Here is a 26481-nt window from a genome sequence, read left to right as displayed (position 1 = left end):
ATACTCCTGTGTGGAATGAGATTGAGACTGGCTCGCGTGCAGCTTGGTGTTGATTTGGTATAGCGCAATTTATATCATGCTAATAATTGATCCTTTGTAGGTGATTTCGTAAAAGGAAGTTCGCTATGACGTAGAACGGGAGGCGCGACAGTCAGAGATGCGTTTTGCTGATTCAGTACGCAACTGATGCTGTGAGAGTTCCACCATCTGCTTGTCCAATCATCACCCCGTGCGCTGCTACAGGATTCAAAGGGGACTGGCTCCGCAGGTGCCTGTCCCCTTTACGCGTTGGGAAGCCGAAAGTTGCGTGGATGCTGGATGTGTGCTATAGCTGGCGGAACATCGGTTCCTGGATAGGCCAAGCGTGAAGATGATAACCACAGGTTTAAGCTGCCCCAAAAATGACAAAGCAGGGGTTACCCAGCCAGGTAACCCCTTTTTGCGTCTGGAAATGTCGAGATGTCGAAAAACGGTAAATTGAAGAAAGCCAAGAACGTGGAGAAACGCCGCCTCCAGATGGAGGAGGCACTGGAGTGCCTTCCCCTCAAGGAGGCCGCCCAAAGCGACCCGGTCCCCCCCACGCCGCTCAAGGACGCCGATGAGTTTCAGTCGCGGCCGGTAACGAAAAAGCAGCCGAAGCAGTGCACCTTTCCCCCTTGCGGGCGCTACCTCGATCCTTCCTGCAAGGCCTGCCCCTACTGCGGTACCCCCTTGCCCGATTGAGGGCTCGCCCACCTGATCGCCACGTCTCCATGCGGGGGGCGGGGAGGGATTATTCAGGCAAAAGAAAAGGGACGGCGCGGTTGCCGTCCCTTTGTTGTATCCGCTAATCAATCAGATTAGTATTTGCCGCGACGGGTTTCCTTCACATCGAGGTCTTCTTCGATGTTTTTTTCCGCCTTGCCGGCGTGTTTTTGCACCTTACCGGCTATTTTCTCCGCTTTGCCTTCGGCTTCCAGCGAAACGTTGCCGAAGATCTTGCCGGTAGTTTCCTTCACTTTGCCCTTTGTTTCATGAAGTATACCCTTTGATGTATCCCTTGTGCTGGATCTCATGGCCTACCTCCCGGCTTGCGCCGCTACTTCGTTTTACCTGTTGAAGTTTATCCGCCACTACATCGTTATCTTACCACGTACCGTTCATCGAAACATAGTGTTATGTTGTGACGATGAATATAAGGTGGAACTGATATAACGGCAAATTTTCTGGAACCAATAAACCAGGTTCATTGATCAGGCTTTTCAAAGGACGGTGCCGGGGTAAAGACGCCCCGCCACGGTTTCGGCGCAACGCTGCGCAGGTCGAGCTTGAAGTCCGACGGTGCGGGTTCTGCGGAACAGTCGTAGGTCTGGCCGTCGCTGTTGGGTGGGCAGCAGGCCCAGACGCAGGTCCCTGCGGCGTCGCGGTAGCCAAGGAGGAGTTGGTCGTGGCCGCAGCGGATCCCGGCGGGGGGCTTGGTGCCGGGACCGCACTGGTTCACGCCGATAAGCGCGTGCGCTGGGGGCGCGAGGAAAACAGCGATCAGGGCGATGCGCAACACTGTGCTCTTCATCGTGGACCTCCTTTCACTCTTCGGGCGTCCTTCGATCACGAAGTGTCACATGACAGGCGCATGACCGGGAAAAGGTAACCGGGATCGCGGGGATTGCAACGGGGAGGGCCTTGTTTCGTCCGCACCGGTGCTGGGGGGGAAGCGACCCGGCTGGCTCTGCTTTCCTGCCAACGGAGGGAGTGTCTGCGGATCGGGATCAGGAAAAACGAAAACAGCGGTTAAAGAACGATAAAGTGCCCGTGCACATTAGCTTTTCTTTTGACTTGGTGCTCCGCATCCATTAGTCTGTGCGCTCGGGGCAGTGTCATGTGATGGTTATCCTGCGGCTCGAGCCGACTTGTCTTAGGAGGGGGTATGCGACCGGTCTTCGGAATGAAGAGCCTTACGCTTCTCATCATCTTTCTCAGCTGTACCGTCGCCCATGGGGGCTTTGACAGCAAGTCCGCGCCGGGGAACCGAAAAGGTGACGGCAGGTATTCCCTGCTGGACCCCTCTAAACCAAAGGCGCAGCACCCGAAATACAAAAGCGACGAACTGCTGGTCAAATTCAAGGCGGGTACGTCCGGACAAAATAGCAAAAGCGTGCACGGCAGGCGGGGAGGGACCGTCGTCAGGGAGTTTCCCCGGTTGCGCCTGCATCACGTGAAGCTGAAAAAGGGGATGAGCGTCGAGGAGGCGCTGAAGCAGTACCGGGGGGAGCCCGAGGTGGAGTACGCGGAACCGAACTTCCTGTACTCGGTCCTGCAGCAGCCCAACGACCCGAGGTTCATGGAGCAGTGGGCGCTGCGGAACACGGGGCAGACCGGAGGCACGCCGGGAGCCGACATAAATGCGACAGCCGCCTGGGACCTGGCCACGGGGAGCAGTGACGTGGTTGTGGCCATCATCGATACCGGCATCGACCACACCCATGCCGACCTCTCGGCCAACGTCTGGACCGGCGGCGGCCTGGACGTCGTGAACCAGGACTCCAGCCCATTCGATGACCACGGCCACGGCACCCATGTCGCCGGCATCATCGGTGCGCGCGGCAACAACGGTCTGGGCGTGGCCGGGCTCAACTGGAACGTGAAGCTCACCGCCTGCAAATTCCTGGGGGCCAATGGGGCCGGCGACACCGCCGGCGCGGTCCAGTGCCTGGAACACATCAAGGCGCTCAAGGACGCAGGCGCCAACATCGTGGCAACCAACAACAGCTGGGGGGGCGGTGCCTACTCCCAGGCGCTTTACGACGCCATCGACGCGCAGCGCGACATCCTTTTCGTCGCTGCTGCCGGAAACGACAGTACCGACATCGACAGCACCCCCAGCTACCCGGCGCGTTACGACCTTCCCAACGTCATCGCGGTGGCGGCGACCGATCACAACGATGGCGAAGCTTATTTCTCGAACTACGGGAGCCATTCCGTTCACGTCGGGGCGCCCGGGGTCGATATCCTGAGCACCCTCCCTGCCGTCAACACCTGGAACATCTCCGGCGGCTACGGAACGCTCTCCGGCACCTCGATGGCTGCGCCGCACGTATCCGGCCTCGCCGCCCTGCTCAAGGCGCAGCAGCCGGCCCGGGATTGGCGCGAGATCCGTAACCTCATTCTCGCCGGTGGCGACAAGGTCTCCTCCTTGACGGAGGACACCCTGACCGGCCGGCGCATCAGCGCCCTGGGGGCCCTCAGTTGCAGTGACAAGCCGCTGCTGATCCCCCTGCAGTACCCGGACTACTTCCCCTTTACCTCCGGCACCTACACGCTCTCCGCGCTGAGCATCAACTGCGGCAGTCCCGCAGGGGCGGTGACGGTGACCACTTCGGTGGGAGATAGCGTCACGCTCCACGATGACGGCGTCTTCCCCGACCTCATCGCCGGCGACGGCATCTTCACCGCCTCGTGGGCCACCCCCCTCTACTTCATGCCCAAGCCGGTGCACTACCTGAAGTTCTCATCGCCCGCCGGAGTGGCCTTCGTCCCCTCGCTGAACGTTTCCAGCTACCTCCCCGAGGGGAACCTGAACCACGTCTACCGGCAGTACGTTCAAGCCGCCGGCGGCACCGCTCCCTACACCTGGTCGCTCAGTTCCGGAACTCTTCCCGACGGCCTTACCTTGAACGGCGGCAGCGGCGAGATATCAGGATTCCCGGGAAACCCGGGCAGCTATCCCTTTGGTATCACCGTTACCGACGCGGAAGGGCGCAACAGTACCAAGCAGTACTCAGTCCGTGTAACCAGCGACCAGGTCATCGAGGAGCGCGCCATGACCAGCCGCGCCCCCACGAACAGCTTCCCGTTCGCGGTGTCCGTGGATGGAGAAGGCAACACCTACCTGGCCGGCGGAGTGGAAAACGGCGCACAGGGGGATTACCTTACCGTGAAATTCGGTCCCTCGGGTTCACCGCTTTGGAGCCAGAGCTACCACAACGGTAACGACGAGTGGGCCCGGGGGGTGGCGCTGGACAGTGGCGGTAGCGTCTACGTCACCGGCGGTGTTCACGACCCGACCTCCGTCATAGACTTCTTTACCGACGTCCCCTTCGCCACGATCAAGTACACCCCGCAGGGGGACCAGCTCTGGAACCGCACCTTCGGCGACGGGAAGGTGGACACCGCCACGGGGGTCGTCGTCGACGCGGCCGGCAACGCCTATGTCGCGGGATACAACACCTACGGATACCCTTACCTTCACGACGCACTGCTGGTTAAGTACGATGCCGCAGGGAACCAGCTCTGGTCGACCAGCCTTCATGCCGCCGATGTCGACCGCATCTTCTCGGTCGCCCTGGACGGCTCCGGAAACGTCTACCTGGGCGGCACCAGCGGCGTTCACGGCGCGGACGGCTGGTACCGGTACCAGTACCAGACCTTGAAGTACAGCCCGGACGGAACGCTGCTCTGGTCCAGAAATTACAGCGAAGCGACCGGTAGTGACTGGTGGATCGCGACTGCGGTAGCTGCGGGCGCAGATGGTTCGGTGTATGTGTCTGGCGAGGGGCTGCGCCTGGTGAAGTACACCCCACAGGGGGAGTTTGTCTGGTCCAAGGTGGTTCCGGTGAACGGCGTGAACGGACACGAGCTGACCATCAGGAGTCTTGCCGTCGGGAAGAAGGGGCAGATCTACGCTGCAGGGAGTTTTTACACCGGATCCGGGACGGGGTATGCCATAGCCAAGCTGGACGCGGCCGGCACCATCCTTTGGACCAAGGAGATAACCGGCAGCACCAAGGGCTACATCATCATAGCTTTAACCCTCGACAACAACGATGCGCTCTACGTTTCCCGTCCCTTTGACCGGGGCATGCTTGTCAGCGTCTACACCGAGCCGCTGGTCGTGGAGCCCCTTCCGGTGGCGGTGAAGGGGAAGCCGTACAGCCGGAGCCTGCCGGTAAAAGGAGGCGCGGCTCCCTACACGGCCTCCCTGGCGGCCGGGGCACTGCCGCCAGGGCTCGCAATCGACGCGGCTACCCAGGCGATCACCGGCACCCCGACCGCCAGCGGCACCTTCCCGTTCACGCTACAACTGCGCGACGCGTCGGGTACCCATAATCTGGCCGAGACGGTGCTCCGCGTCCACGAGCCGCTGGAGCTCGCCTACACCGACAACGGGACCGGCAGGGTCGACTTCTCCAGCGGCGCAAGCTGTTCCGGCCCGTGCAGCCTTTCCTTCGAGCCGGGCACCGTGGTCACCATGAGCGCTTCAGCCGGCTTTGATTCCGTCTTCACCGGCTGGGGCGGTGCCTGCTCCGGTACCGGTGGCTGCACGGTGACCATGAACGGCACCAGGGAAGTGGGCGTCGGATTTAAAAAGCTGACCACCACGCTCACCCTGAATCGCCCCCACGGAACCGGTTCGGGAACGGTCCAGCTCTCGCCTGGAATCCCGTGCACTGGCAGCTGCTCCCAGATCTACGACTTCGGCACGGAAGTGACCCTGACGGCTACCCCAGCAGCCGGCTCGGTGTTTGCGGGATGGGGTGGGGCCTGCACCGGGGTGGCGGCATGCACCCTGGCCATGACCACGGAACGCCTGGTGTTTGCGAAATTCCAGCCTGCGGGCCCGGACCTGCCGCTCATCGCCAGCGGGAATTGGTCCGGCGCCGTGCTCAGGGGGGACGGCACACTCTCCACCTGGGGCGACAACGTTGACGGCGCCCTGGGCGACGGCACCGCCGGATACCGCATGACGGCGACCGCCAACCCCGTCTTAACAGGGGGGATTTCCGTGGATGCCTACAACCATACACTGGCGCTGAAAGATGACGGAACGGTCTGGAGCTGGGGCAAGAACGATTACGGGCAATTAGGCGACGGCACCCTCGTCAATCAGCCTGCTCCGCACCAGGTGTCGGGGCTAACGGGCATGGTCGGCATTTCCGCGGGCTACTGGCACAGCGCCGCGGTCAAGAGCGACGGCACGGTCTGGGGGTGGGGAAGCAACAGTACCGGCGCCATGGGTGACGGCACCACGGCCCAGCGCCTGACGCCGGTTCACGCAGGCATCACGGGGGTGGCGGCTGTTTCTACCGGGACCGGGTACACCCTGGCTTTGAAAAACGACGGCACGGTCTGGGGGTGGGGATTCAACTTGTCCGGCCAGCTTGGCGATAACACCCTCACCAACCGCTTGAGCCCGGTACAGACCAACTCGCTGACCGGAGTGGTAGCGGTCTCGGCTGGTTCGTCACACGCGGTAGCTCTCAAGAGCGACGGGACCGTCTGGACCTGGGGCGACGGTGCCTCGGGGAAGCTCGGTACCGGCTCCACAGCCACCAGCAAGGTGCCCGCGAAGGTCACCACCCTTTCAGGAGTCGTTGCCATAGCGACGGGGGATTCCCACACTCTCGCACTTAAGTCCGACGGCACCGTCTGGGCCTGGGGGTACAACCCCTTCGGCGAGATCGGCGACGGCACCACCACGACCCAGCGCAACACGCCGGTCCAGGTAGCCGGCCTGTCGGGGGTGGTGCGTATCGCTGCCGGCCCCAACCATTCCTACGCCGTCAAGAATGACGGCACCGTCTGGGGGTGGGGCGACAACACCCGCGGCTCTCTCGGGACCGGTGTGGACGGACGCCAGTATGCCCCATACCGGGTGCCCATTACGGCCGCGACCCTCGGCAGCGATTTCACCGCTTCCGCAACTTCGGCGCCGGCGCCGCTGGCCGTCACCTTCTCCGACCTCTCGACCGGGGCCCCCACCTCGTGGCTTTGGAACTTCGGCGACGGCTCCACCGCTACCGCCAAAAATCCGGTCCATGTCTACACGAGCCCGGGCGGTTACACCGTTTCCCTGACCGCGACCAGCCAGACCGGTTCGTCGACGAAAACGAAAGCGAATTACATCAGCGTCCTTACCTGCACCAATCCGCCGGTGCGGATCCAGGCCGCCCCCCTCGTCCTCTTCGCCGATCCGGCGGCCGCTTTCTTACAGGCCATGGATGACGACGTCATCCAGCTCCAGGGTGTTGGTTTCACCGGCGACCTGAGCTTTGACAGGGAGATCAGGGTGCGTTTGCAGGGAGGCTACGACTGTGCCTACAACTCCAGGGACGGGAGTGCCGCTCTCTCTGGAAAACTGAAGGTGAGCATGGGGACCGTGAGGCTGGACGGGATCAGGCTTAAATGACGGGCAACGCCGCCGGCGACGTCGCAGGTTGAAAACTGTTCCATATCTGACAACCCTCCTGATTGGAAAATTCCAACCATTCAAGGAGGAATACATGGCAAGCGCGATGTTTTGTCGGCAATGTGAGCAGGCGGCCCGCGGGGTAGGGTGCGACGTGATGGGGAACTGCGGCAAGAACCCGGACGTCTCCGCCCTCTTGGACCTGATGATCTTCGGACTGCAAGGGGTGGCGCTCTACGCGAGCAAGGCGCGGGAGCTGGGGCAAAAGGACCAGGAAGTGGACCGTTTCATGCTGGACGGTCTCTTCACCCGGGTCACCAACGTCAACTTCGACCCGGACGACATCGCCCGGCGCCTGCAGAACTGCTACCGGATGAAGGAAAAGGCGAAGCAGCTCTACGAGGATGCCTACCGTCAGCAAAAAGGGAGCCAGGCGCCGCAACTCTCCGGGGAGGCGGCCGCCTGGCAGCCGGCTGGGGACACCCAGGCGCTCATCGCCCAGGGGCGGCAGCACGGCGTCCGCACCTGGCACCAGGACGAGAACATCCTTTCAACCGTCGAGATCCTCATCTACGGCCTGCTCGGGATGGGCGCCTTCGCCTGGCATGCCGCGGAGATGGAAAAGGAGGACGAGGGGATCTACGAGTTCATCCACCGCTCCCTGGCCAAAACCACCGACCCGCAGGCGACCCTTGAGGAATTCGTCGGCCTCTCCATGGAGTGCGGCAAATGGAACCTGCGCACCATGGAGCTCCTCTACGACGGGCATGCCGAGCTGCTGCAGGCGCCGGAACCGATGAAGGTGAACCTGGGAACCCGTAGCGGCAAGGGGATCGTGGTTTCCGGGCACGACCTCCCCATGCTGGAGGAGATCCTCAAACAGAGCGAGGGGAAGGGGATCAACGTCTACACCCACGGCGAAATGCTCCCCGCCAACGGCTACCCCGGCCTCAGGAAGTACCCCCACTTCGCCGGCCACTTCGGCACCGCATGGCAGAACCAGACCCGCGAGCTCCCCGCGTTCGACGGGGCCATCATCTTCAACACCAACTGCATCCAGAAGCCCGACGCCGCCTACACGGACCGCCTCTTCACCTGGGGGGAGGTGGCCTGGCCGGGCATTCCCCACCTGGAAGGCAACGATTTCTCACCGGTGATCGACAAGGCGCTGAGCCTCCCCGACCTCCCGGACAACCCCGGGCAGGAGATCCTGGTCGGGTTCGGACACGAGGCGGTGTTCAAGGTGGCGGGCGCCGTGGTGGACGCGGTGAAAAACGGCGCCATCCGCCGCTTCTTCCTGATCGGCGGCTGCGACGGGGCGAAGGCCGGGCGCAACTACTTCACGGAACTCGCGGAGAAGGTGCCCAGGGACTGCGTAATACTCACGCTTGCCTGCGGCAAGAACCGCTTCAACCGTCTTGAATTCGGGGACATCGGCGGCATACCGCGCCTGCTCGACGTGGGGCAGTGCAACGACGCCTACTCCGCCATCCGCATCGCCGTCGCCCTGGCGGATGCCTTCCAGTGCGAGGTCAACGACCTGCCGCTCTCCATGATCCTTTCCTGGTACGAGCAGAAGGCCCACGTGATACTCCTCACTCTGCTGCACCTGGGGATCAAGGGGATCCGCCTCGGCCCCTCTCTCCCGGCCTACGTGTCGCCGGCGGTCCTCGACTTCCTGGTACAGAACTACGACCTCGGTCCCATCTCAACGCCGGACCAGGACCTGCAAAACGCGCTGGGACAGTGACGGCACATTACTGACAAAGCCGGGGGCGGCGCCAGCCTCCCCCGGCATTCCCTCCCCGTTGCACTCAATCAAGCCGCTCCCTCCCACAGGTACCTCTCATTTTTTTCTCCGCGCTGCCGATAGGAATGACAGAAGAGATTCAACCTTCAGACCTGAGGGAGTCGCATGCAACTTTGGCTTAAACTGCTCTTGAGTTATCTCGCCATCATCTGTGCCACCGTTCTTATCTCCATTGGCGGCATATCCGGGGCTCAGAATGTGCGGGACAGCTTCCACAAGGTGAACAAGGAGGTCATCCCCCACCTTCTGGTGCTCAAGGACCTGCGCTACGCGGGGCTGCGCATCGTCTCATCCTCGATGGAGTACGCCTTCATTTCCTCGATGCAGGCTGCCGGCGGCGAGGGTAAGGAGGCCGTGGAGGCCAAGGAGGAAGAGGTGAGGCTGCTCGCCCAGGGGCGTGCCAGCTTTCTTTCCAGCCTGGCGCTCTGCGGCAGGATCCTGGTGCATGGGACGGACGGGAATCCCGACGAGATGCAGCGAAACGGGCAGGCCCTGCTGAAGGCGTCCAGGGATTACCTCGCCGTCGTCGATGCGCGCGGCAGCGCTTCCGAGCTGATCGGGTCGAAGGAAGCTTTCGAGAAGGCGGAAAACGCCTTCCTGAAGTCCGTCAACGTGGCGCACGACCGCGAGATGGCTGACCTGGACCGGCACGTTTCAGCCACGTTCAAAAGCGTTTCCAACGCGATCGCCTCCGCGGTCGTCCTTTCCGTCATCGCCCTTGGCGCGGCCCTGCTCTTGAGCGTCGCCATTTCCTACAATGTGTCCCGCCGCATCCGCACCCTTAAGGACGCGGCCGCCGCCGTCGCTGCAGGCGACCGCAACGTGGTTGTGCCGGTCACCGAGCGCGACGAGATCACGGCGGTATCCGTTTCCTTCAACACCATGGTGCAGCGGCTGCGGGCCTTCGAGGAAGAGCTCGATTCCGCCAACAGTTACCTCGACAGCATCATAGCCACCATGCCCGAGGCGCTCACCGTGGTCTCGCGCGACGGGGTGATCCTCGACGTGAACAGGGCGACGGAGGAGGTCTTCGGCTTTGCCAAGAGGGATCTCGTCGGACGGGACTTCGCCGGGCTGTTCGTGGAGCCCGCCCAGGGGGGTGATTTCATATCGGCGGTGCTCAGGCAGGAAGGGCTGGTCGAACGTGAGGCGAGCCTTTTGACCGAGGACGGACGGGCGATACACGTGAACCTGTCGGCGACCATGCTGGAGCTGAAGGAGGGGAAACGGGACCGCTTCCTCTGCCTGAGCCACGACATCACGCAGCGCAAGCAGGCGGAGCGTGAAGTCCACAACCTTGCCTACTTCGACCAGTTGACCGGGCTCGCCAACAGGACCCTCTTCTATGACCGCTGCTCCCAGGCGCTCGCCCGCGCCAGGAGAAACGGCGAGATGTTCGCCATCCTGTTCTTCGACCTGGACCACTTCAAGGACGTGAACGACACCATGGGGCACCAGGCCGGCGACCAGTTGCTGCAACTGGTGGTGCGGCGCTTCCAGGGGATACTCAGGGCGAGCGACACCTTCGCGAGGCTTGGGGGCGACGAATTCGCCGTGCTTTGCTGCCAGGTTCCGGAACCCGACGGGGCGTCCAAGCTCGCGCAGAAGCTCCTCACCCTGGCCAAGCAGCCTTTCGACGTGGACAACCGGCAGGTTTACACCGGTGCCAGCATCGGCATCGTGCTCTTCCCGGAGGATGGCGGCGACATCCAGACCCTGTTGAAGCACGGCGACCTGGCGATGTACGCCGCCAAGAGCGCCGGGGGGAACCGTTACCAGTTCTTCTCAAAGGGGCTGAACCAGAAGGCGCAGGAGCGGGCGTCCATCGAGACGGCGCTGCGCGACGCGCTCAGAAACGACCGGTTGACGCTGCATTACCAGCCGCAGTTGCACCTGGGCGAGGGGAGGGTGATCGCCCTGGAGGCGCTGGCGCGCTGGCACGACGAGGGGCTGGGGACGGTTCCTCCGGCCACGTTCATCCCCATAGCCGAGCAGACCGGGCTGATCCACGAACTGGGCGCCTCGGTGCTGAGAAAGGCGTGTGTCCAGTGCAAAAAGTGGCACGATAAGGGGTACCCCGTGATCATCAGCGTGAACGTCTCCATCAAGCAGATGATGCAGGAGGGGTTTTCCGAGATGGTGGTGGGGACGCTGCTCGAGGTGGGGCTGGAGCCCAGGTACCTGGACCTGGAGCTGACCGAGAGCATGCTGATGGAGAAAGCGGCCGAATCGGTTGCTCTTTTGCGCATGTTCAAGTCGCTGGGTGTGCAGATCTCCATAGACGACTTCGGTACCGGCTACTCTTCGCTGAGCTATCTCAAGAACTTCTCCGTGGACCGGATCAAGATCGACCAGTCCTTCGTCAGGGACATCACGGTCCGGGACGACGCGGTGGGCATCGTGAAGGCGATCGTCGCCATCGGCCACAGCATGGGGCTCAAGGTCATCGCCGAAGGGGTGGAGACCCAGGAGGAGGAGCAGAAGCTATTGACGTGCCGGTGCGACCAGGTCCAGGGGTATCTGTACGCGAAGCCGATGCCGTCCGCCGAGGTCGACGCCTACCTCGCGGACGCGTTCGTCACCGCGCGAGCCGGGGGAGAGCCCGGATTGTAAGGGTGCTTCCGGGCATTCCCGGGGATGAACCGTAGCCGAAGAACCAGAAAAGGCACCCCGCCAGGAGGCGGGGTGCCTTTTTCATTTCATTCAGATGGTGTACGCGCCCCTACTGCGCGCGGGAGCGCTACGGCTTGAGCACGCTGGGCTCGAAGTTGTAGGTGGCGAAATAGTCCTCGACGGTCTCGGCGCGGCGGATCAGCTCAACCCGGCCGTCGGCGCGCAGCATGAGCTCCTTGGGACGCAGCCTGCCGTTGTACTGGAAGCCCATGGCGTGGCCGTGGGCGCCGGAGTCATGGATCACGACCACGTCGCCGTCCTTAATGGGAGGAAGCTCGCGCTGGATGGCGAACTTGTCGTTGTTCTCGCACAGCGATCCGACCACGTCGTACACTTCGCTGCGCTCGACGCCTTCCTTGCCCACGACGTCGATGTGGTGGTAGGAACCGTACAGGGCGGGGCGCATCAGCGAGGACATGCAGGCGTCCAGGCCGATGTACTTCCTGTAGGTGTCCTTGCTGTTGATGGCGGTGGCCACGAGGGCGCCGTGCGGTCCGGTCATGAAACGGCCGCTCTCCATGTACATGGCCGGGGCGTGGCCGTGACGGGCGCGGAAGTCGTCGAAGAGCGCGGTGATCTCCCTGGACATGGTGGGGAGGTCGAGCGCCTTCTGCTCCGGACGGTACGGGATGCCGAAACCGCCGCCGATGTTGACGAACTCGAAGGTGATGCCGAGCGCAGCCTCCACCTCGGCGGCCACCTCGAGGACCATGCGGGCGGTTTCCACGATATAGGTGTGGTCGAGCTCGTTGGAGGCGACCATGGTGTGCAGGCCGAAGCGCTTGGCGCCGCGCGCCTGGGCTTTGCGGTACGCCTCGACCACCTGCTCGTGGGAGACGCCGTACTTGGCTTCTTCGGGGTTGCCGATGATGACGTTGCCGGTGCGGCGGGGGCCGGGGTTGTAGCGGAAGCAGATCAACTCCGGGAAGACCGGCACCTTGTCGATGAGCGAGATGTCATCGAGGTTCAGGATGCAGCCGCCGTCCTTCGCGGCGAACTCGAACTCCTCTTGGCTGGTGTTGTTGGAGGTGAACATGATGTCTTCCGGTTTCGCGCCCAGCTCGCGGGCCTGCATCACTTCCGGAATGGAGCTGCAGTCGAAGCCGAAGCCCATCTCCTTCATGAGCTTCAGGATCTCCCGGTTGGGGAGCGCCTTGACGGCGAAGAACTCGCGGAAGCCGGGGATGCCGGAGAAGGCCTTGATGAGGCCGGCGCCGGTCTCCCTGATGCCCGCCTCGTCGTAGATGTGGAACGGGGTCTGGAAATGCTGCTGGATTTCGGGGATCCGGGGGAACAGTCGATCTTTGAAAGAAGCGGACATCGGCATGACTTTGGTTCTCCTTCTATGGTGGTAGCTGCTTACGATCGTTAGTATCAGTGACGGCCGTTGCCGTTGTGTTCCGTGAGGTCGACCCTTCTCGTTTCCTTGACGGTCTCCAGGACCACCTGGGTCCGCATGGACTTAACCCCCGCCAGCGGCCTGATCTGCTGCAGGATTTTGGCCAGGGTGGTGTGGTCGGCGGTTCTCAGCTTGACCAGGAAGCCGTCGGGCCCGACCACCTGGTGCACCTCCTGCACCGAGGGGATGGCGGAGAGAGACGTCGCGGTCTGCGCGTCGGTTCCGTCAGTCTCGATCTGCACGAAAGCGGAGAGTCCCTGGTGGAAGCAGGCGGGGTTCAGCCTCACTTCGTACCCTTCGATGATCCCCCGTTCCTCGAGCTTGCGGATTCGCTCCAGCACGGCTGAAGGGGCCATCCCTACCTGCCGGGCGACCTCCGCGTTGGGGATCCTCGCCTTCTCCTGAAGAATCTCCAGTATGTGGATGTCTATTTCGTCGAACATTCTTGTTTACACCTTTCGCCGCGAATTTTATTCATATTGTCGTACGTTGTAAAGAATTTTTTTCGGGACGAGCCGGTGCCTCGAGCGGCGCGGGAGAATTGTCTGGCGCTGGTGGGGGTGGGAACCGTACAATAGAGGTCAGGTAGGTAGAAAGTCGAGGTTTCTCAGGCTGTTGAGGAGGCATAGACATGAAAAGGACAATGCTGTTCCTGATGATGGTCTTCTTCTCCCTGACCGCCGCCGGAGTTGCGGCGGAGAAGAAGGTAAGCAAGGCCGCGGTGCAGCAGGTGATGGTACTGCCGGACCAAATACAGTGGCATGCCGGTCCCCCGGCGATACCCGGTGCGCAGATGGCAGTTCTGGATGGGGATATGGCGAAGGCCGGTTTTTTCGTGGCCAGGATCAAACTACCCGCGGGGGCTAGGATTGCGCCCCATTATCATGGCAACGTGGAACGGGTGACGGTGATCTCCGGCACGGTGAAGCTCGCCATGGGGGTGACCCAGGACAACCCGACCGTGCTTCCGGCAGGAAGCTACTTCGCGCTGCCGCCCAAGACGGTGCACAACGCGTGGGTGGATGAGGAGACCGTCCTGCAGATAGCAACGCGCGGACCGTGGAGCATGCACGCCGTGAAGGGCGCCAAGTAGGGGGCGCGGCGGACAACATAAGGAGCGGAAAAGGCAAAGGGATCAGCTGGTGGCTGATCCCTTTTTGCATCGGGCGGGGCGGTAAGTGCTGCATGCCGGGGTGGCCGGGGGACGTCGCTTCGCCGGCTACCGGCTGAAAATGCAAAGGGACGAGCCCTGGTTCCGGGCCGTCAGGCGGGGGCTCCGGCCCGTTTCCAGCGGCGGTGCACCCAGTACCACTGCGCCGGATGGGCGGCCACGAAGTTCTCCACGTACCGTGACAGGGCCTGGGTTTCCCTTTGCGTGCCGGCGTCGCTTACGTCACTGGAGAAGATGTGTTCGGGGTGGAAGGTGATCACGTGGTGCCCCCCCTCGCGGTGGATGAAGACCGGGAGCAGCGGCGCGCCGCTTTTCCGTGCGATAAGCACCGGCGACTTGGACGCCCATGCCGTGCGCCCCATCACCTCGATCAGTACGCCGTCCTCGGGACTGGCGGCCTGGTCGGCGAGGATTCCCACCAGCTCCCCTGATCTGAGCGTGGTCAGTATCCCCCGGATGGCCCCCTTCTTGTAGATGATCCGGCTGCGGTAGCTCATGCGCATCCGCTCCACCATCCGGTTCAGGTAGGGGTTGTTCTGGCGGCGGGCTACCACCGCTCCGTTGCCGAAGAGCCGGCTGAAGGCGAGCGCCATCAGCTCCCAATTGCCGCAGTGGCCGCTGAAGCAGATGACACCCTTCCCCTTGGCCCTGGCTGCCTCATAATGCTCGTGCCCCCGCACCTCGATGCCTTTGAAGAGCCCGTCACCACGTCCGTGGTACAGCTTGCAGATCTCGGTAAGGGATTTGATCAGGTTCTCGAAACTTTCCCTGGCAAGCAACCGTGCGTCGTGCTCGCAAGCGGGCCAGAGCGGGTGCTTTTTCAGGTAGGGGAGGGCGTTCTTCAGGTTGTCGGCAACCACGGTGCGGCGGCCGGGGATCAGCCGGGAGAGGACGAAGCCTAGCGGGGGGACGCAGCACTTCAGTATGGCGGCAGGGGTGACGGCAACAAGCAGGGTGAGGCAGTAAAAGACGGCAGCTTCGAGCATCCAGAAAAGGCGTTGCATGTACTATAACTCCAGGATAAACGTGTGGTGGCCGCGCTACGCTTCAGGTCCGGCTGCTGCTTCCTCGTCGCCTTCGTCGCCGGCCTCCGGCGATATTTCATCTCCGGCGTCCTCCGCAGACTTTTCCTGCTTGCGCAGCATCTTTTCGTCCTGCTTTTTTTTCCGGTCCAGCTCTTTCTGGCGTTTCTGAAACTTGAAATTGGGCTTAGCCATGTCGGTTTTCTCTCCAAATGCGCCGGTTGCTCAGCCGGCAGGTAAAACGGTTCTCCAGAAAGTCTGTAGTTACTATTTTCAGTGAGCCATACTGAATGACAACCCTTGCAATAGCAAGGTTAATCGTAATAACCCGTTCCGAACTATGGATTTATGCCACGAATACCCTGTAATTGTTCAGTTTATTTATGTTTCAGCGGTGCATCTGAAAGCTGCGGGAAGGGGAAAATAAAGGATTTACTCATGTGGTCAGCACGGTAAAAATAAGAGGCATTGCATTTAAATAGCTTGCTTTGCTTATGCCAAGCTGTTAGGTTGATACATCAGCCGCAATTATTCGGTCTGAAAAATTAGAAAGAAAGTCAGGAGAAGGGATTTAATAATGGCAAACGGTACCGTAAAATGGTTTAACGACAGCAAGGGGTTTGGCTTTTTAGAGCAGGAAAGCGGAGAGGATGTGTTCTGCCACTTCTCGGCCATCACCGGCGACGGGTTCAAATCCCTGGCTGAGGGCGACGCTGTCAGCTTCGACGTCGTCAAGGGGCCCAAGGGGCTTCAGGCCGCCAACGTCAGAAAGATTTAAGTAAAGGACCGGCCGGACGGTGCGCAAACACCGCCCATGCACGGTGTCACTTACGCTGCGGCCCCTGGAGCTTCCAGGGGCCGCACCTTTTTGGGGCTTGGTGGTCGCTCTGTCAAGCGGTCCCGTGAGCCCGGGGCGAGTGGGAAGCTCGTCAACGAGAAGCGGAGGAAGGACATGGCCATCAAACGGGGAGACGTAGTAAGCCATTGCGGCGCTGTGCAATGGGGAGTAGGCAAGATCATCGAGATCGGTGAGAACCAGGCGTCGATCCATTTCAATGACGGCATTTTCAGGAAGATTGCGGCCTCCCATTTCAGCAGCCTGGTCCCCGCTGAGCCCGCCTCTTTCACCCCTCCGCCTCCGGCCAAGCCGGAGAGCAAGCTTGCCAAGGTGCCCAAGGCACCGAAGGCACCAAAGGCACCGAAGGCTGCTGGCGTTCGGCAGAAAAAAGCATAGGGGAATACGCCAAGCCACAAAAAAGGGATCAGCCACCAGGCCGGTCCCTTTTTCATTTGTTGTGTCTGCCTGTTATCGGCCGCTGTAGGTGCTCCTCAATTTCGCGGCCGCCTGCACCATATTGGCAAGGGACGATTCGATCTCGGGCCAGCCGCGCGTCTTCAGGCCGCAGTCGGGATTCACCCAGAGCCGCTCGACGGGGAGCACCCTCGCGGCAAGTTCCAGCAGGGCCGCCATCTCCTCGACCGTGGGGATGCGGGGGGAGTGGATGTCGTAGATGCCGGGGCCTACGTCGTTGGGGTAGCCGTGCTGCCGGAAATGCTCCAAGGGCTCCATCCGCGAGCGCGAGGATTCTATGGAGAGGACGTCGGCGTCCATGGCGACGATGGAGGGGAGTATGTCGCCGAACTCCGAGTAGCACATGTGGGTGTGGATCTGGGTCTCGTCGCTCACCCCGGCGGTGGCGAGACGGAAGGCGCCCACGGCCCAGTCGAGGTACCCGCCCCAGTCGCGCCGGCGCAGCGGCAGCCCCTCCCTGATGGCCGGCTCGTCCACCTGGATCATGGCGACCCCCGCCTGTTCGAGGTCGGCCACCTCGTCACGCAGCGCGAGCGCGATCTGCCGGCAGGTCTCCGAGCGGGGCTGGTCGTTGCGTACGAAGGACCATTGCAAAATGGTGACCGGGCCGGTGAGCATGCCTTTCACCGGGCGCTTGCTGAGCGACTGCGCGTAACCGCTCCACTGCACCGTCATCTGCCGGGGGCGGGACACGTCCCCGTAGAGGACCGGCGGTTTGACGCAGCGTGACCCGTAGCTCTGCACCCAGCCGTTCTGGGTGAAGGCGAACCCCTCCAGTTGCTCCCCGAAATACTCCACCATGTCCGTGCGCTCGAACTCACCGTGCACCAGTACATCCAGCCCGAGCTTTTCCTGCATTTCTATGCAACGCCTGATCTCCGCGCGCAGGAAGTCCTGGTACCCCTCGCCGTCGAGAGACCCGCTGCGCCACTTGGAGCGCGCCTCGCGCACTTCCCTTGACTGCGGGAAGGAGCCGATGGTGGTGGTGGGGAGAAGGGGGAGGCCGAAGCGGAGCTTCTGCCTGGCGCTCCTCTCCCCGAAGGAGGCTCCGCGCCTGGTCATGGCATCGGTCACCTGCTCCGCCCGGCGCCGGACCGCGGGATTGGTGACGGTCGCGGCCGTCCTGCGCCTGGCGAGTGCCGCGCCGGCCTGCTCGAACTCGGCTCCCTGTGGCTCGTCCTGCTCCGCCGCATCCGCCAGCAGCCGCACCTCGGCCACCTTCTGCGCCGCGAACGCCATCCAGCTCTTCAACTCGGGATCGAGCCTCTTTTCGGCGTCGAGGTCGACAGGCACGTGCAACAGCGAACAGGACGTGGCGACCATGACACGTTCGCTCCCAAGGGCCGTGACGGCCCGGCGCACCATGCGATGGGCCTCGGCGAGATCGGCGCGCCAGACGTTGCGGCCGTCAACCACCCCGAGCGACAACTTCATCCCCGCCGGCAGCGCCGTCAGTACCGCGTCGAGGTCCGCCGGGGCGCGCACCAGGTCGAGATGCAGCGCCTCGCAGCCTGATCCGGTTACCAGCCGCAGATTGTCGCCGATGGTACCGAAGTAGGCGGCAACCAGCAGGCTCGGGCGCCTGGCCGCCCGGCCCAGTTGCGACAGGGCCACACGGTACGCCTCTTCGAGTGCCGGGTCGAGATCGAAGCAGAGGCAGGGCTCATCGATCTGGACGCAGGTCACGCCGTGGCCCGATAGAAGTGCCAGCAGCTCCTCGTAGACCGGGAGCAGGCGCGGCAGCAGGCTGAGGGTGTCCTTGCCGGACGGGACGTCGTCCGCGAACTTGGAAAGTTTCAGGAAGGTTACCGGCCCGGGGAGTACCGGCCGGGGTGTTATCCCGAGTGCCTGCGCCTCGGCGAGCTCCGCCGCGATCCTGGCGGGGTCCAGCACGAACGCCTGGTCGGCGCTGAGTTCGGGGACGATGTAGTGGTAGTTGGTGTCGAACCACTTGGTCATTTCCAGCGGGGAGAGGTCTATACCGGCGCCGCGGTCCTGGACGCCGCGAGCCATGGCGAAGTAGCGGTTCAAGGGATCAGCGATTTTCCTGAAGCGTGGGGGAATGGCCCCGACAGTGACGGCCATGTCAAGCATATGGTCGTAGAGGGAGAAATCGTTGCAGGGTATCTGGTCCAGCCCCGCCTCCTTCATCATGGACCAGTGCCGGGTGCGTATCTCCTGCGCTGTTGCCAGCAACGACTCCGCCGGGGTCGCACCGCCCCAGTAAGCTTCGAGCGACTTTTTCAACTCTCTCGCGATGCCGATGCGAGGGTGGCCTAACACTGTGGCAAGGGTTGGCATAGATCACATCTCCTTCACATGCTGTGGACCTGGTGTGGACGAACACGACATATCTTGGCGACAAGTTGACAATTGTAGCAGCTTCGACGGGATGTGCAGCAGTTGTGTCCGCTTCAGCTACCGGTACGTCATTCGTCGCAGAAACAGGCTCGGCCCTTGTCACGTAACTGTTCGGAACGCAATTTGTCATTGACTAGACCAACCATCAAATATAATGTGTTTGCCGGTAAAAAAGGGTGGTGTGCCGTGGCTGATCCCGCCGTCCCCGCTCTCGTGTCGAACATCTGCCCAAACATCCAGATCGCGAGGTCTCACACATGAGGAAATACCTGCTGATATTTCTCGCCTTGGCTTGTGCTTCCACCTCGGATGCCGCCTTGAAGGGAACGCACCGGTTTTTCACCGGACCCTTTCAGGACGGGCCGGAGGTGACCAAGGCGTGTACCGGGTGCCATGAGAAGCTGACCAACCAGATCACCCAGACCGTGCACTGGAACTGGGGGAAGAAGCAGAACCTGAACGGTCAGATCGTGGATTACGGCAAGAAGAACGCGCTGGGAAATTCCTTCTGCCTCGCCGTCCCCTCCAACCTTCCCGGCTGCACCAGCTGTCACGCCGGCTACGGGTGGCATGATGGTTCCTTCGACTTCACCAAGACCGAGAACATCGACTGCCTCATCTGCCATGATACCAGTGGCGGCTACAAGAAATTCCCCCTCGGCGCCGGCCATCCCGTTTACCCGGGCGAGCACAAGGAATATCCCGCCGGCACGGTATGGGAGCCGGTGAACCTGGTCAGCTCCGCGCAGTCCATCTCGCGCCCCTCACGGGCCGCCTGCGGCAACTGTCACTTCTATAGTGGTGGCGGCGAAAACTACAAGCATGGCGATCTCGATGCCAACCTGGACAACCCCACCGCTGAATTCGACGTGCACATGGGGGCGAAAGGGCTCACCTGCGAGTCCTGCCATAAGGCCGCGAACCACGACGTGAAGGGCGAGGCCATCTCCGTGTCGCCCGGCTCCGGCCCGCGCGCCATGGGGTGCACCGATTGCCATAAGGGGGACCTGCACAAGATCGCCATCCTGAACAAGCACATGAAAAGGGTCGCCTGCCAGACCTGCCACATCCCGACCTACGCCAAGGGAAGCCCCACCGTGCTCTCCTGGGACTGGTCGACGGCGGGACGGGACCAGAAGTCCGGTGAAGGCAAGGGGGCTCTCAAGGTCTACGACAAGGCGAGGGGGGATCTTGTGCTCGGCAAGGACCTGGTCCCGACATTGATGTGGTACAACGGCACCGTGGAACGTGTCTTCATGGGGGACAAGATAGATCCGGCGAATGTGGTGCGGCTCTCAGCACCCAGGGGTGAGCGCGGCGATCCGCAGTCGAGGATCTTCCCCTTCAAGGTGATGAAGGCGAAACAGCCTTACGATCTGGAAAACAAAATAGTTGCCGTTCCCAACATCATTGGTCCCGCCGACAACGACAGCGCCTACTCGGTGAGCTTCGACTGGAACAAGTCGATCACAGCGGGCATGAAGGCGGCCGGTCTTCCCTACAGCGGCAAATACGGCTGGATCGAGACCACCACGGTGTGGTCGTTGAACCACATGGTCGTGCCCAAGGACAAGGCGCTCAGGTGCCAGAACTGCCACGGCGAGAACGGGCGCATTGACTGGAAAGGGCTCGGGTACGAGAAGGATCCTCGCGGCTAGACTGGCAGCAGGCGGCGCGCAACGATACGACCGATGGTTGTAGTCCCCTCTCCCGGGAGAGAGGTAAGGGCGGATGTGGCGGAAGATCGTCAGTAACCATTATATGAAAAGGGATCAGCCTTACCGGCTGGTCCCTTTTTCGTTTTTGCCCATCCCGTCGGCAGGCGGGTGCGCATTACAGCCAAAGATCTCGCGGGAATCTGCCGCCGGCCAGAAACGATTCCTGTAACTCGGGGTGCTCCAGGAACGCGAGCACCCCGGTCCCGAGCTCTATGCTGCGGTCATCCAGCCCGGTAAGGCGGAGCCCGGACGCGAGGGCGGTGAAAGCGGCGTCGAAAACCGCCTTGCGCAGCAGGTCAGCCGGCACCAGGCGTTCCTCATCTGTCACCGCCGGCATGAGGGCCTCGCGGCAACACTGGCTGTCCAGCGACGTTATCGCGTGGCAGGCGAGGGGGCGCACGGGGTGTACGCTACAGCCTCCGAATGAATCGAGCAGCGGGCAGGACATCTGCTTCAAGATTCGTTCGTCATCATCCATCCAGCGCGCCCAGGATCGATGGGCGGCGAGGCGCTTTTGCAGACCGGTCAGTTCCGCGCCGGAAAGCCTTTCCCGCAACCATAGCGCGATGGTCATTGCCTCCGGCAGTAAAACCGCAACGTTAAGGACGCAACAGTGCGGGCAGCCGGGGGCGCAGGCGAAGGGGCGTCCGGCGCAAAAATCGGCTGCGGTAGCCGCGCAGGCCGCTACCGTTTGCGCCAGCGCGGAGGCGTCGATGCCTTCCGCTAAAGCGTCCGCTACCTTGGCTGTCATCTCTGACAGAAATATCTCTTCATGCCATGAATCGGGACTGTTCATATCGCAAGATTCTACTCGACGAATGGCAACTGTCACGTTATCAATTTTCGCGGCATGGTGGTGGGAGGGAGGGCGACAGTCACAGAGTCATTTCCGTTGGCTCATACCGTCTGAAAATCCTTAAATTATTCTTTGACATTGACCTTCATGTACACTAATCTTGCCACAATTTTGGAAATACTCTCATCTTCTGTCTCCAGTGCACCGAGACTCCAGACACTAGTGAAACGTGTGAGGTTTTGAATGAGTACCATGCGCATGCTGTTAGTGGCAGTCGTACTGGCCTGTCTGATTGTTCCCTCCGTCTCGTTCGCGGACTCCGATGAGGCGTCCATGTTCGCGCAGGCGAGCAGCCACTACAAAGAGAACAGTTACTACTTCGCTTCCACTTGGCTGGAAAGAATTCTGAAGAAGTTTCCAGCCACTCCGCAACGGGAGGAAGTGCTGGCGATGTTGGCGAAGTGCTATGCCTCGACCTCGAGGGAGGACAAGGCCGTGCGCACGCTGAAAACGCTGCTGAAAGATTTCCCTAAGGCAGCGGAAAAGCTGGATCCGGCTCTGCTCAAGATGGTTCAGGAGCCGAGCCAGCAGCCGCCACAGCTTGTGGAACCTGTGCCTGCTGCTCCTGTGACTGCTGTTCCAGTGACTGCTGTTCCAGTGACTGCTGTTCCAGCAATTGCTGCTGCCGATAAAGCTGCCGCTGAGAAAGCTGCCGCTGAGAAAGCTGCCGCTGAGAAAGCTGCCGCCGAGAAAGCTGCCGCCGAGAAAGCTGCCGCCGAGAAAGCTGCCGCCGAGAAAGCTGCCGCTGAGAAAGCTGCCGCTGAGAAAGCTGCCGCTGAGAAGGCTGCCGCTGAGAAGGCTGCCGCTGAGAAGGCGCTAGCTGATAATAAGGCAATAGCTGAGAAATTGGCTGCAGACAGGGTAGCGGCACAAAGAGTAGCTGCTGAAGAGGCGGCCGCTGAAACGGCGGGCAAGGCGGGGAGCGATCAGGGCGCGACTAAGTTGCCGATTGCGAGGCCGGCCACCATCGAAGAGGCAGTGGCTGAGAGAACGGCAGCTATAAAGGCCGCAGTTGAGAAGGCCGCAGTTGAGAAAGCCGCAGTTGAGAAAGCCGCAGTTGAGAAAGCTGTCGCCGAGAAGGCTGCTGCCGAGAAGGCTGCTGCCGAGAAGGCCTCTGCCGAGAAGGCCTCTGCCGAGAAGGCTGCTGCTGAGAAGGCCTCTGCTGAGCAGGCTGCTGCTGAGCAGGCTGCAGCGGAGAAAGCTGCAGCGGAGAAAGCCACGGCTTCTGCTTTGCCAGCCGGTTCGGCCTCGTCCGAACTGCAAACGACGTCATCGGCACCTGCGGCTTCCGCCACAGATGGCTACACCCTCGACTTCGGTACCTTCGTACTGAAGTCTGAGATGGCGGGGATCAAGAAAAAAATCAAAAATGCCGGTATGAAGCCGGTAGTAGAGCCGGGGCCCAAGAGGAAGGAACAGATGAGCCGGATTCATGTCGGGGAGTACACGGAGCAGAAAGCGGCAGAGAAGATGCTGCAGAAGCTGCGCCAGGCGAAGGCCGAGCATTTCATGCTTCAGGACAAGACCGGGAAGTTCAACGTATATGCGGGATCGTACTTCGACAAAGTCGGTGCGGTAGACGAACAGCTTCGGTTGGCCGGCTTCGGCATCACCACCGAACTCAGGCCGATGTCGGTTCAGGTCCCCACCTTCAACCTGACGGCAGGCTCTTTTAAGAGCGAGGAGGCCGCTGCCAGGAAGGGGGCCGAGTTGGAGAAGGCCGGCGTGAAACCGACGGTGGTGCAACGCCACAAATAGCTCATACGTCACAATTCAGAACGGGAAAGGGGCAGCCGTAACGGCTGCCCCTTTATTTATTTTGATCTGGAAGGCTGCCGGCCTGGCTGCCCTTCACGCGAGTTCCAGCTTTTGTTTCGGGCGGAGACCCCGCCCGGGAAGGTCATCAGGCTTGCTGGCGCCCCGCCGCCTCGGCGTTACAGCTCTCGACGGATTCCCTGAGCCAGGCGATTTCAGCAGGGTGGAACTGTTTGAAGTATTCGGTGCCGAAGTTAAGCGCCCAGTTTAGCGGCTCCACCGTGTTCAGCGCGAGCAGGTATCCGGGCACCTGGATGGAACGGGCTGCGGGAGCCCACGCCTGAAGGCGCTCCAGCGTGCTGAAGAGCATCAGGTAGTCCTTGCCGTCAGCCTCAGTTATCAGCGGCATGACGCCGCCGGCCTTCTCCTGCTGCTCGCTCTCTTCCAGGACAGGCACGAAAAAGGAGGAGTTGAGAAAGAGATCGTAGAACTCGGACTGCTTCTTGCCGTCCCTCATGTTCTGGCGCAGGTTTACCAGCGCCTCATCAAGTTTTTCCATCTGGATTTCCTTTGGGATCTGTTTTAGGGCAGGGAACGTGGTTGCCTTAATCGGCACCATACCGAACGGGGTGGATCATTTCAAGGATAAAGATAAAGCGATGTGTCACCCCTGCAGCTTGTCGAGCAGTTTGCCCTGGTACTCGGGGAGCAGGTCCAGGGAGAGGGGACGCTTGCGGGTCATTTCCAGCTTCATCAGCTTGAAGTTCAGTTCGCGCACCTTCTTCATCCGCTCTTCGCTCTCTTCCATGTCAAGGACCAGCCGCCGCAGCGAGGCGACCTCGTTGGTCAGCTCCACCTCCGGTGGCACGCACCCCGCGTTTTTGAGCACTTTGTAGGCCATGCGCAACTCTTCCGGGACCGCCGAGAGATCCTCCTGCACCAGCGGTTTGCCGCGCCCCGGGAGGTTGTCGAACTCGCCGCGCTCCATCGCTTCCTGAATCCTTCTTTCAGCTATCATCGCGAAAATTTCCATCCGGCGATTTTGGCAGAACCTGCCACTGATAGTCAACTTCCCTCTCTATCCCCATGACCGCGCAAGTCTCTCCGTGGTGTGCTAAACTCCTCTCCTTGTGTGCCATTACTCAACAAGGACTCGTCTCGTGTTCCACCAAGCTCCGGATAAAGCTCCCATCTTCATCGTGATGAACCCCGGTTCTGGCGACCGGGACGCCGACAGCCGGGAGCAGGTCATCAGCGACGCCCTGTCCCGCGCCGGCCGTACCTTCATGCTGTGGCGCGTCGGCAAAAGCAGCGGCCTTGCTGACACGGCGAGGGAGGCGGTGCGGCTCGCGCGGCAGCAGGAGGGCATATTTCTCATATTAAAACCGCATCGCCTCGCTTACAATTAAGAGAGGATGATCCCATACTGACCGGCGGGCCTGCCCCGCTGTTCACCGTCCTGGCACACCATCTCAGAGGATACGATGAAGCATCGGCACCTGAAGGTCAGGCTGGTCAAAAGTGAATGGCTGCGCTCCCTGATACTCGCCGCGGGAGTGTTATCCCTTGCCGCGGGGATCGTGGGGCTGTTCCTTCCCCTGGTCCCGACGGTTCCCTTCCTCCTCGTCGCCGTGATCTGCTTCTCTCGCAGCTCTCAGCGCTTCCACAGCTGGCTGGTCGAGCACAGGCACCTCGGCCCGATGCTGAAGGAGTACCTCGCCCACGGCTCCATACCGCTTCGCGCGAAGTGTCTGGCGCTTGGCGCCATCTGGATCTCCTTCCCCGTGACTGCCTTTGGCATCGTGCATGCGGTCTGGTTGCGGATCCTGCTCCTCTCCATCGCCGCCTGCGTCACCCTCTATCTCCTGGTGCTTCCGACCTCTCCCCGCCGCGCCGGGGACTCCGATTCAGCGGGGGGTGAGCAGTGACCGTGCAGGTTCCTTTCAGTCGATCCTGAACCGCCGGACCCCGGCCTGGAGCTGCGCCGCGTTGTGGCTCCCGAAGAATCTGGTGGACAATTTTGCCGACGTGAATCGTCTCATCATGTACTCCTGTGCTGTGCGGGTGTGGCTGTGGGGCGCGGGGAAAAGAGAAGCGAAGGCAAGGCAAGGCAAGGCAAGGCAAGGCAAGGCAAGGCAAGGGAAGGGAAGGGAAGGGAAGGGAAGGGAAGGGAAGGGAAGGGAAGGGAAGGGAAGGGAAGGGAAGGGAAGGGAATAAAACGGAGCGGAGAGGGAAGAATGGGGACCGTTTCCGGTCCCCATATTCGTGTTATTTCTTGTGTTTCATAGCCACCTTAATCTTCTTGATGTCCTTGCGCATCATGGCGACGTCGCGTTCGACGTTGAGCACCTTGAGGCGCAGGTCGGTGATCTGCATGGCGAGCTTTTCGTTGCTCGGCACCTCTTTGGCCGCCTCAGCCACCGGTGCGGCGCTCGACGGGATGGGCACCGGTTCGGTCGAGGCAACCATGACCGGTGCGGCAGAGGAGAGCGCCCACCCGCCGACGTAGCCGTTGAGCTTCCCGTCGGCCGAGGCGACCTTGACCCACCCGCCGGAGCAGCTTTGCGCCGTCACCTTGGCGTCCTTCTTTAGGACTGCAATCACCTTCGCCTTCTTGCTGGCGGTTTTGCGAAGACGGATCTCCGGGGCGGTCACCGTGCAGTTGGTGCTCTCGGCTAATGCGGGAACCGCGAATGCTGCTACAGCCGCTGTTGCGAGGATGATGTTGCGGATCATTTTGCTCATGGTGTCTCCTTGTTATGAGTAATGCGACCATATGGCCGAAGCTGAGGCGGTGATGGGAGGCTAACCGAAGGCAGCCCCTCGAGTTCGGCGGTAGATCCAGCGTGGAAATAATACCGACATAGTTAAAAATAATCAATAAAAAATCTCTATTAATTTTTGGCCATTGCTCTCATCGACACGGTTCTGGCGTTGTATGCGGTCATGCGCCGGGCCTCCCTGAGCTTGATCAGGTCGACTGTCTGCATGATCTTGTTGTACTGAGACAGGTTGACCCGTTCTCCTGTCAGTTCGCTGAGTGCCAGGTCCGCGATCTCGGGGTAGCGCTGCATCGCTGCATGCAGTTGTGAGTACTGGGAGCTGGAGATTTCGCAACGGCCTTGGTGACTTGCCTTACGGATGCCGGGGTTCAAAGCGAAAAGAGCTGTTATGGCGAGAAACAGCAGCACAACGAAGGGTGTCTTTTCCATGGATACCGACTGGCCCGTGACTGCGGG

23 protein-coding genes are annotated in these 26481 nt (G+C 61.5%); 11 read left to right on the top strand and 12 right to left on the bottom strand.

Features of this window, described 5'->3' with window-relative positions:
* Positions 1-459 precede the first annotated feature (459 nt).
* Positions 460-723: a hypothetical protein gene (locus tag KP001_RS08920; RefSeq protein ID WP_217289167.1), complete on the top strand. Its 264-nt coding sequence runs from the start codon at positions 460-462 to the stop codon at positions 721-723.
* 116 nt (positions 724-839) lie between these two features.
* On the opposite strand, the gene KP001_RS08915 is transcribed toward KP001_RS08920, so the two are convergent.
* Both KP001_RS08915 and KP001_RS08910 read right to left on the bottom strand, forming a co-directional pair.
* Entirely contained in the window at positions 840-1055 is a 216-nt protein-coding gene (locus tag KP001_RS08915; protein WP_217289166.1) for a CsbD family protein, read from the bottom strand.
* A 170-nt stretch (positions 1056-1225) separates the two neighbouring features.
* Complete coding sequence (locus KP001_RS08910; RefSeq protein WP_217289165.1) at positions 1226-1552, bottom strand: hypothetical protein; 327 nt, start codon at positions 1550-1552, stop codon at positions 1226-1228.
* 354 nt (positions 1553-1906) lie between these two features.
* On the opposite strand from KP001_RS08910, the gene KP001_RS08905 reads away from it, so the two are divergent.
* The 3 genes from KP001_RS08905 (at position 1907) to KP001_RS08895 (ending at position 11588) form a co-directional block, all read left to right on the top strand.
* On the top strand, positions 1907-7165 hold the full coding sequence (locus tag KP001_RS08905; RefSeq protein ID WP_217289164.1) for an RCC1 domain-containing protein: 5259 nt from the start codon (positions 1907-1909) through the stop codon (positions 7163-7165).
* Positions 7166-7259: 94 nt separating this feature from the next.
* Positions 7260-8915: a hydroxylamine reductase gene (hcp, locus tag KP001_RS08900; protein ID WP_217289163.1), complete on the top strand. Its 1656-nt coding sequence runs from the start codon at positions 7260-7262 to the stop codon at positions 8913-8915.
* A gap of 165 nt (positions 8916-9080) precedes the next feature.
* The gene (locus KP001_RS08895) at positions 9081-11588 is read left to right on the top strand and encodes an EAL domain-containing protein (RefSeq protein WP_217289162.1); all 2508 of its coding nucleotides are present in this window, start codon (positions 9081-9083) and stop codon (positions 11586-11588) included.
* A gap of 127 nt (positions 11589-11715) precedes the next feature.
* Here KP001_RS08895 and KP001_RS08890 read toward each other — a convergent pair whose 3' ends face one another.
* Positions 11716-12975 carry a diaminopimelate decarboxylase gene (locus tag KP001_RS08890; protein WP_217289161.1) on the bottom strand — a complete coding sequence of 420 codons (1260 nt, stop codon included), beginning with the start codon at positions 12973-12975 and terminating at the stop codon, positions 11716-11718.
* Between the two features lie 47 nt (positions 12976-13022).
* Positions 13023-13490 (bottom strand): Lrp/AsnC family transcriptional regulator, encoded by a 468-nt coding sequence (locus KP001_RS08885; RefSeq protein WP_217289160.1) that lies wholly within the window; start codon positions 13488-13490, stop codon positions 13023-13025.
* A gap of 188 nt (positions 13491-13678) precedes the next feature.
* On the opposite strand from KP001_RS08885, the gene KP001_RS08880 reads away from it, so the two are divergent.
* Positions 13679-14140, top strand: a complete 462-nt coding sequence (locus tag KP001_RS08880; RefSeq protein WP_217289159.1) for a cupin domain-containing protein — start codon at positions 13679-13681, stop codon at positions 14138-14140.
* A gap of 170 nt (positions 14141-14310) precedes the next feature.
* On the opposite strand, the gene KP001_RS08875 is transcribed toward KP001_RS08880, so the two are convergent.
* Positions 14311-15222 carry a lysophospholipid acyltransferase family protein gene (locus KP001_RS08875; RefSeq protein ID WP_217289158.1) on the bottom strand — a complete coding sequence of 304 codons (912 nt, stop codon included), beginning with the start codon at positions 15220-15222 and terminating at the stop codon, positions 14311-14313.
* Between the two features lie 36 nt (positions 15223-15258).
* Positions 15259-15435, bottom strand: coding sequence for a hypothetical protein (locus tag KP001_RS08870; protein ID WP_217289157.1), 177 nt, complete (start codon positions 15433-15435; stop codon positions 15259-15261).
* A 382-nt stretch (positions 15436-15817) separates the two neighbouring features.
* On the opposite strand from KP001_RS08870, the gene KP001_RS08865 reads away from it, so the two are divergent.
* Complete coding sequence (locus tag KP001_RS08865; protein ID WP_199390478.1) at positions 15818-16018, top strand: cold-shock protein; 201 nt, start codon at positions 15818-15820, stop codon at positions 16016-16018.
* Positions 16019-16192: 174 nt separating this feature from the next.
* On the top strand, positions 16193-16474 hold the full coding sequence (locus tag KP001_RS08860) for a DUF3553 domain-containing protein (RefSeq protein WP_217289156.1): 282 nt from the start codon (positions 16193-16195) through the stop codon (positions 16472-16474).
* Positions 16475-16546: 72 nt separating this feature from the next.
* Here the strand turns inward: KP001_RS08860 and metE are convergent, their stop codons facing one another.
* On the bottom strand, positions 16547-18853 hold the full coding sequence (metE, locus tag KP001_RS08855) for a 5-methyltetrahydropteroyltriglutamate--homocysteine S-methyltransferase (RefSeq protein ID WP_217289155.1): 2307 nt from the start codon (positions 18851-18853) through the stop codon (positions 16547-16549).
* Positions 18854-19170: 317 nt separating this feature from the next.
* Here metE and KP001_RS08850 point away from each other — a divergent pair, with 317 nt between their 5' ends.
* Positions 19171-20571, top strand: coding sequence for a tetrathionate reductase family octaheme c-type cytochrome (locus KP001_RS08850; protein WP_217289154.1), 1401 nt, complete (start codon positions 19171-19173; stop codon positions 20569-20571).
* A 175-nt stretch (positions 20572-20746) separates the two neighbouring features.
* Here the strand turns inward: KP001_RS08850 and KP001_RS08845 are convergent, their stop codons facing one another.
* Positions 20747-21382: a hypothetical protein gene (locus KP001_RS08845; RefSeq protein ID WP_239027949.1), complete on the bottom strand. Its 636-nt coding sequence runs from the start codon at positions 21380-21382 to the stop codon at positions 20747-20749.
* A 303-nt stretch (positions 21383-21685) separates the two neighbouring features.
* Here KP001_RS08845 and KP001_RS22440 point away from each other — a divergent pair, with 303 nt between their 5' ends.
* Positions 21686-23245 carry a tetratricopeptide repeat protein gene (locus KP001_RS22440; protein ID WP_239027948.1) on the top strand — a complete coding sequence of 520 codons (1560 nt, stop codon included), beginning with the start codon at positions 21686-21688 and terminating at the stop codon, positions 23243-23245.
* Positions 23246-23390: 145 nt separating this feature from the next.
* Here KP001_RS22440 and KP001_RS08830 read toward each other — a convergent pair whose 3' ends face one another.
* Together KP001_RS08830 and KP001_RS08825 are read right to left on the bottom strand one after the other, a co-directional pair.
* The gene (locus KP001_RS08830; RefSeq protein ID WP_217289150.1) at positions 23391-23801 is read right to left on the bottom strand and encodes an SseB family protein; all 411 of its coding nucleotides are present in this window, start codon (positions 23799-23801) and stop codon (positions 23391-23393) included.
* Positions 23802-23906: 105 nt separating this feature from the next.
* Entirely contained in the window at positions 23907-24260 is a 354-nt protein-coding gene (locus KP001_RS08825) for a DnaJ family domain-containing protein (protein ID WP_239027947.1), read from the bottom strand.
* Positions 24261-24402: 142 nt separating this feature from the next.
* Between KP001_RS08825 and KP001_RS08820 the strand changes: the two genes are divergently transcribed.
* Complete coding sequence (locus KP001_RS08820; protein WP_217289148.1) at positions 24403-24651, top strand: hypothetical protein; 249 nt, start codon at positions 24403-24405, stop codon at positions 24649-24651.
* Between the two features lie 75 nt (positions 24652-24726).
* Entirely contained in the window at positions 24727-25170 is a 444-nt protein-coding gene (locus KP001_RS08815; RefSeq protein WP_217289147.1) for a YbaN family protein, read from the top strand.
* Between the two features lie 340 nt (positions 25171-25510).
* Here KP001_RS08815 and KP001_RS08810 read toward each other — a convergent pair whose 3' ends face one another.
* Together KP001_RS08810 and KP001_RS08805 are read right to left on the bottom strand one after the other, a co-directional pair.
* Positions 25511-25987, bottom strand: a complete 477-nt coding sequence (locus KP001_RS08810) for an SH3 domain-containing protein (protein ID WP_217289146.1) — start codon at positions 25985-25987, stop codon at positions 25511-25513.
* A 149-nt stretch (positions 25988-26136) separates the two neighbouring features.
* Positions 26137-26454: a hypothetical protein gene (locus KP001_RS08805; RefSeq protein WP_217289145.1), complete on the bottom strand. Its 318-nt coding sequence runs from the start codon at positions 26452-26454 to the stop codon at positions 26137-26139.
* Between the last annotated feature and the right edge of the window lie 27 nt (positions 26455-26481).

Origin of the sequence: Geomonas subterranea (assembly GCF_019063845.1) — a bacterium.
In the GTDB taxonomy this organism is placed as follows: Bacteria; Desulfobacterota; Desulfuromonadia; order Geobacterales; family Geobacteraceae; genus Geomonas; species Geomonas subterranea.
Note: the sequence above shows the minus strand (reverse complement) of the source record. Positions and strands in the feature narration are given on the sequence as shown.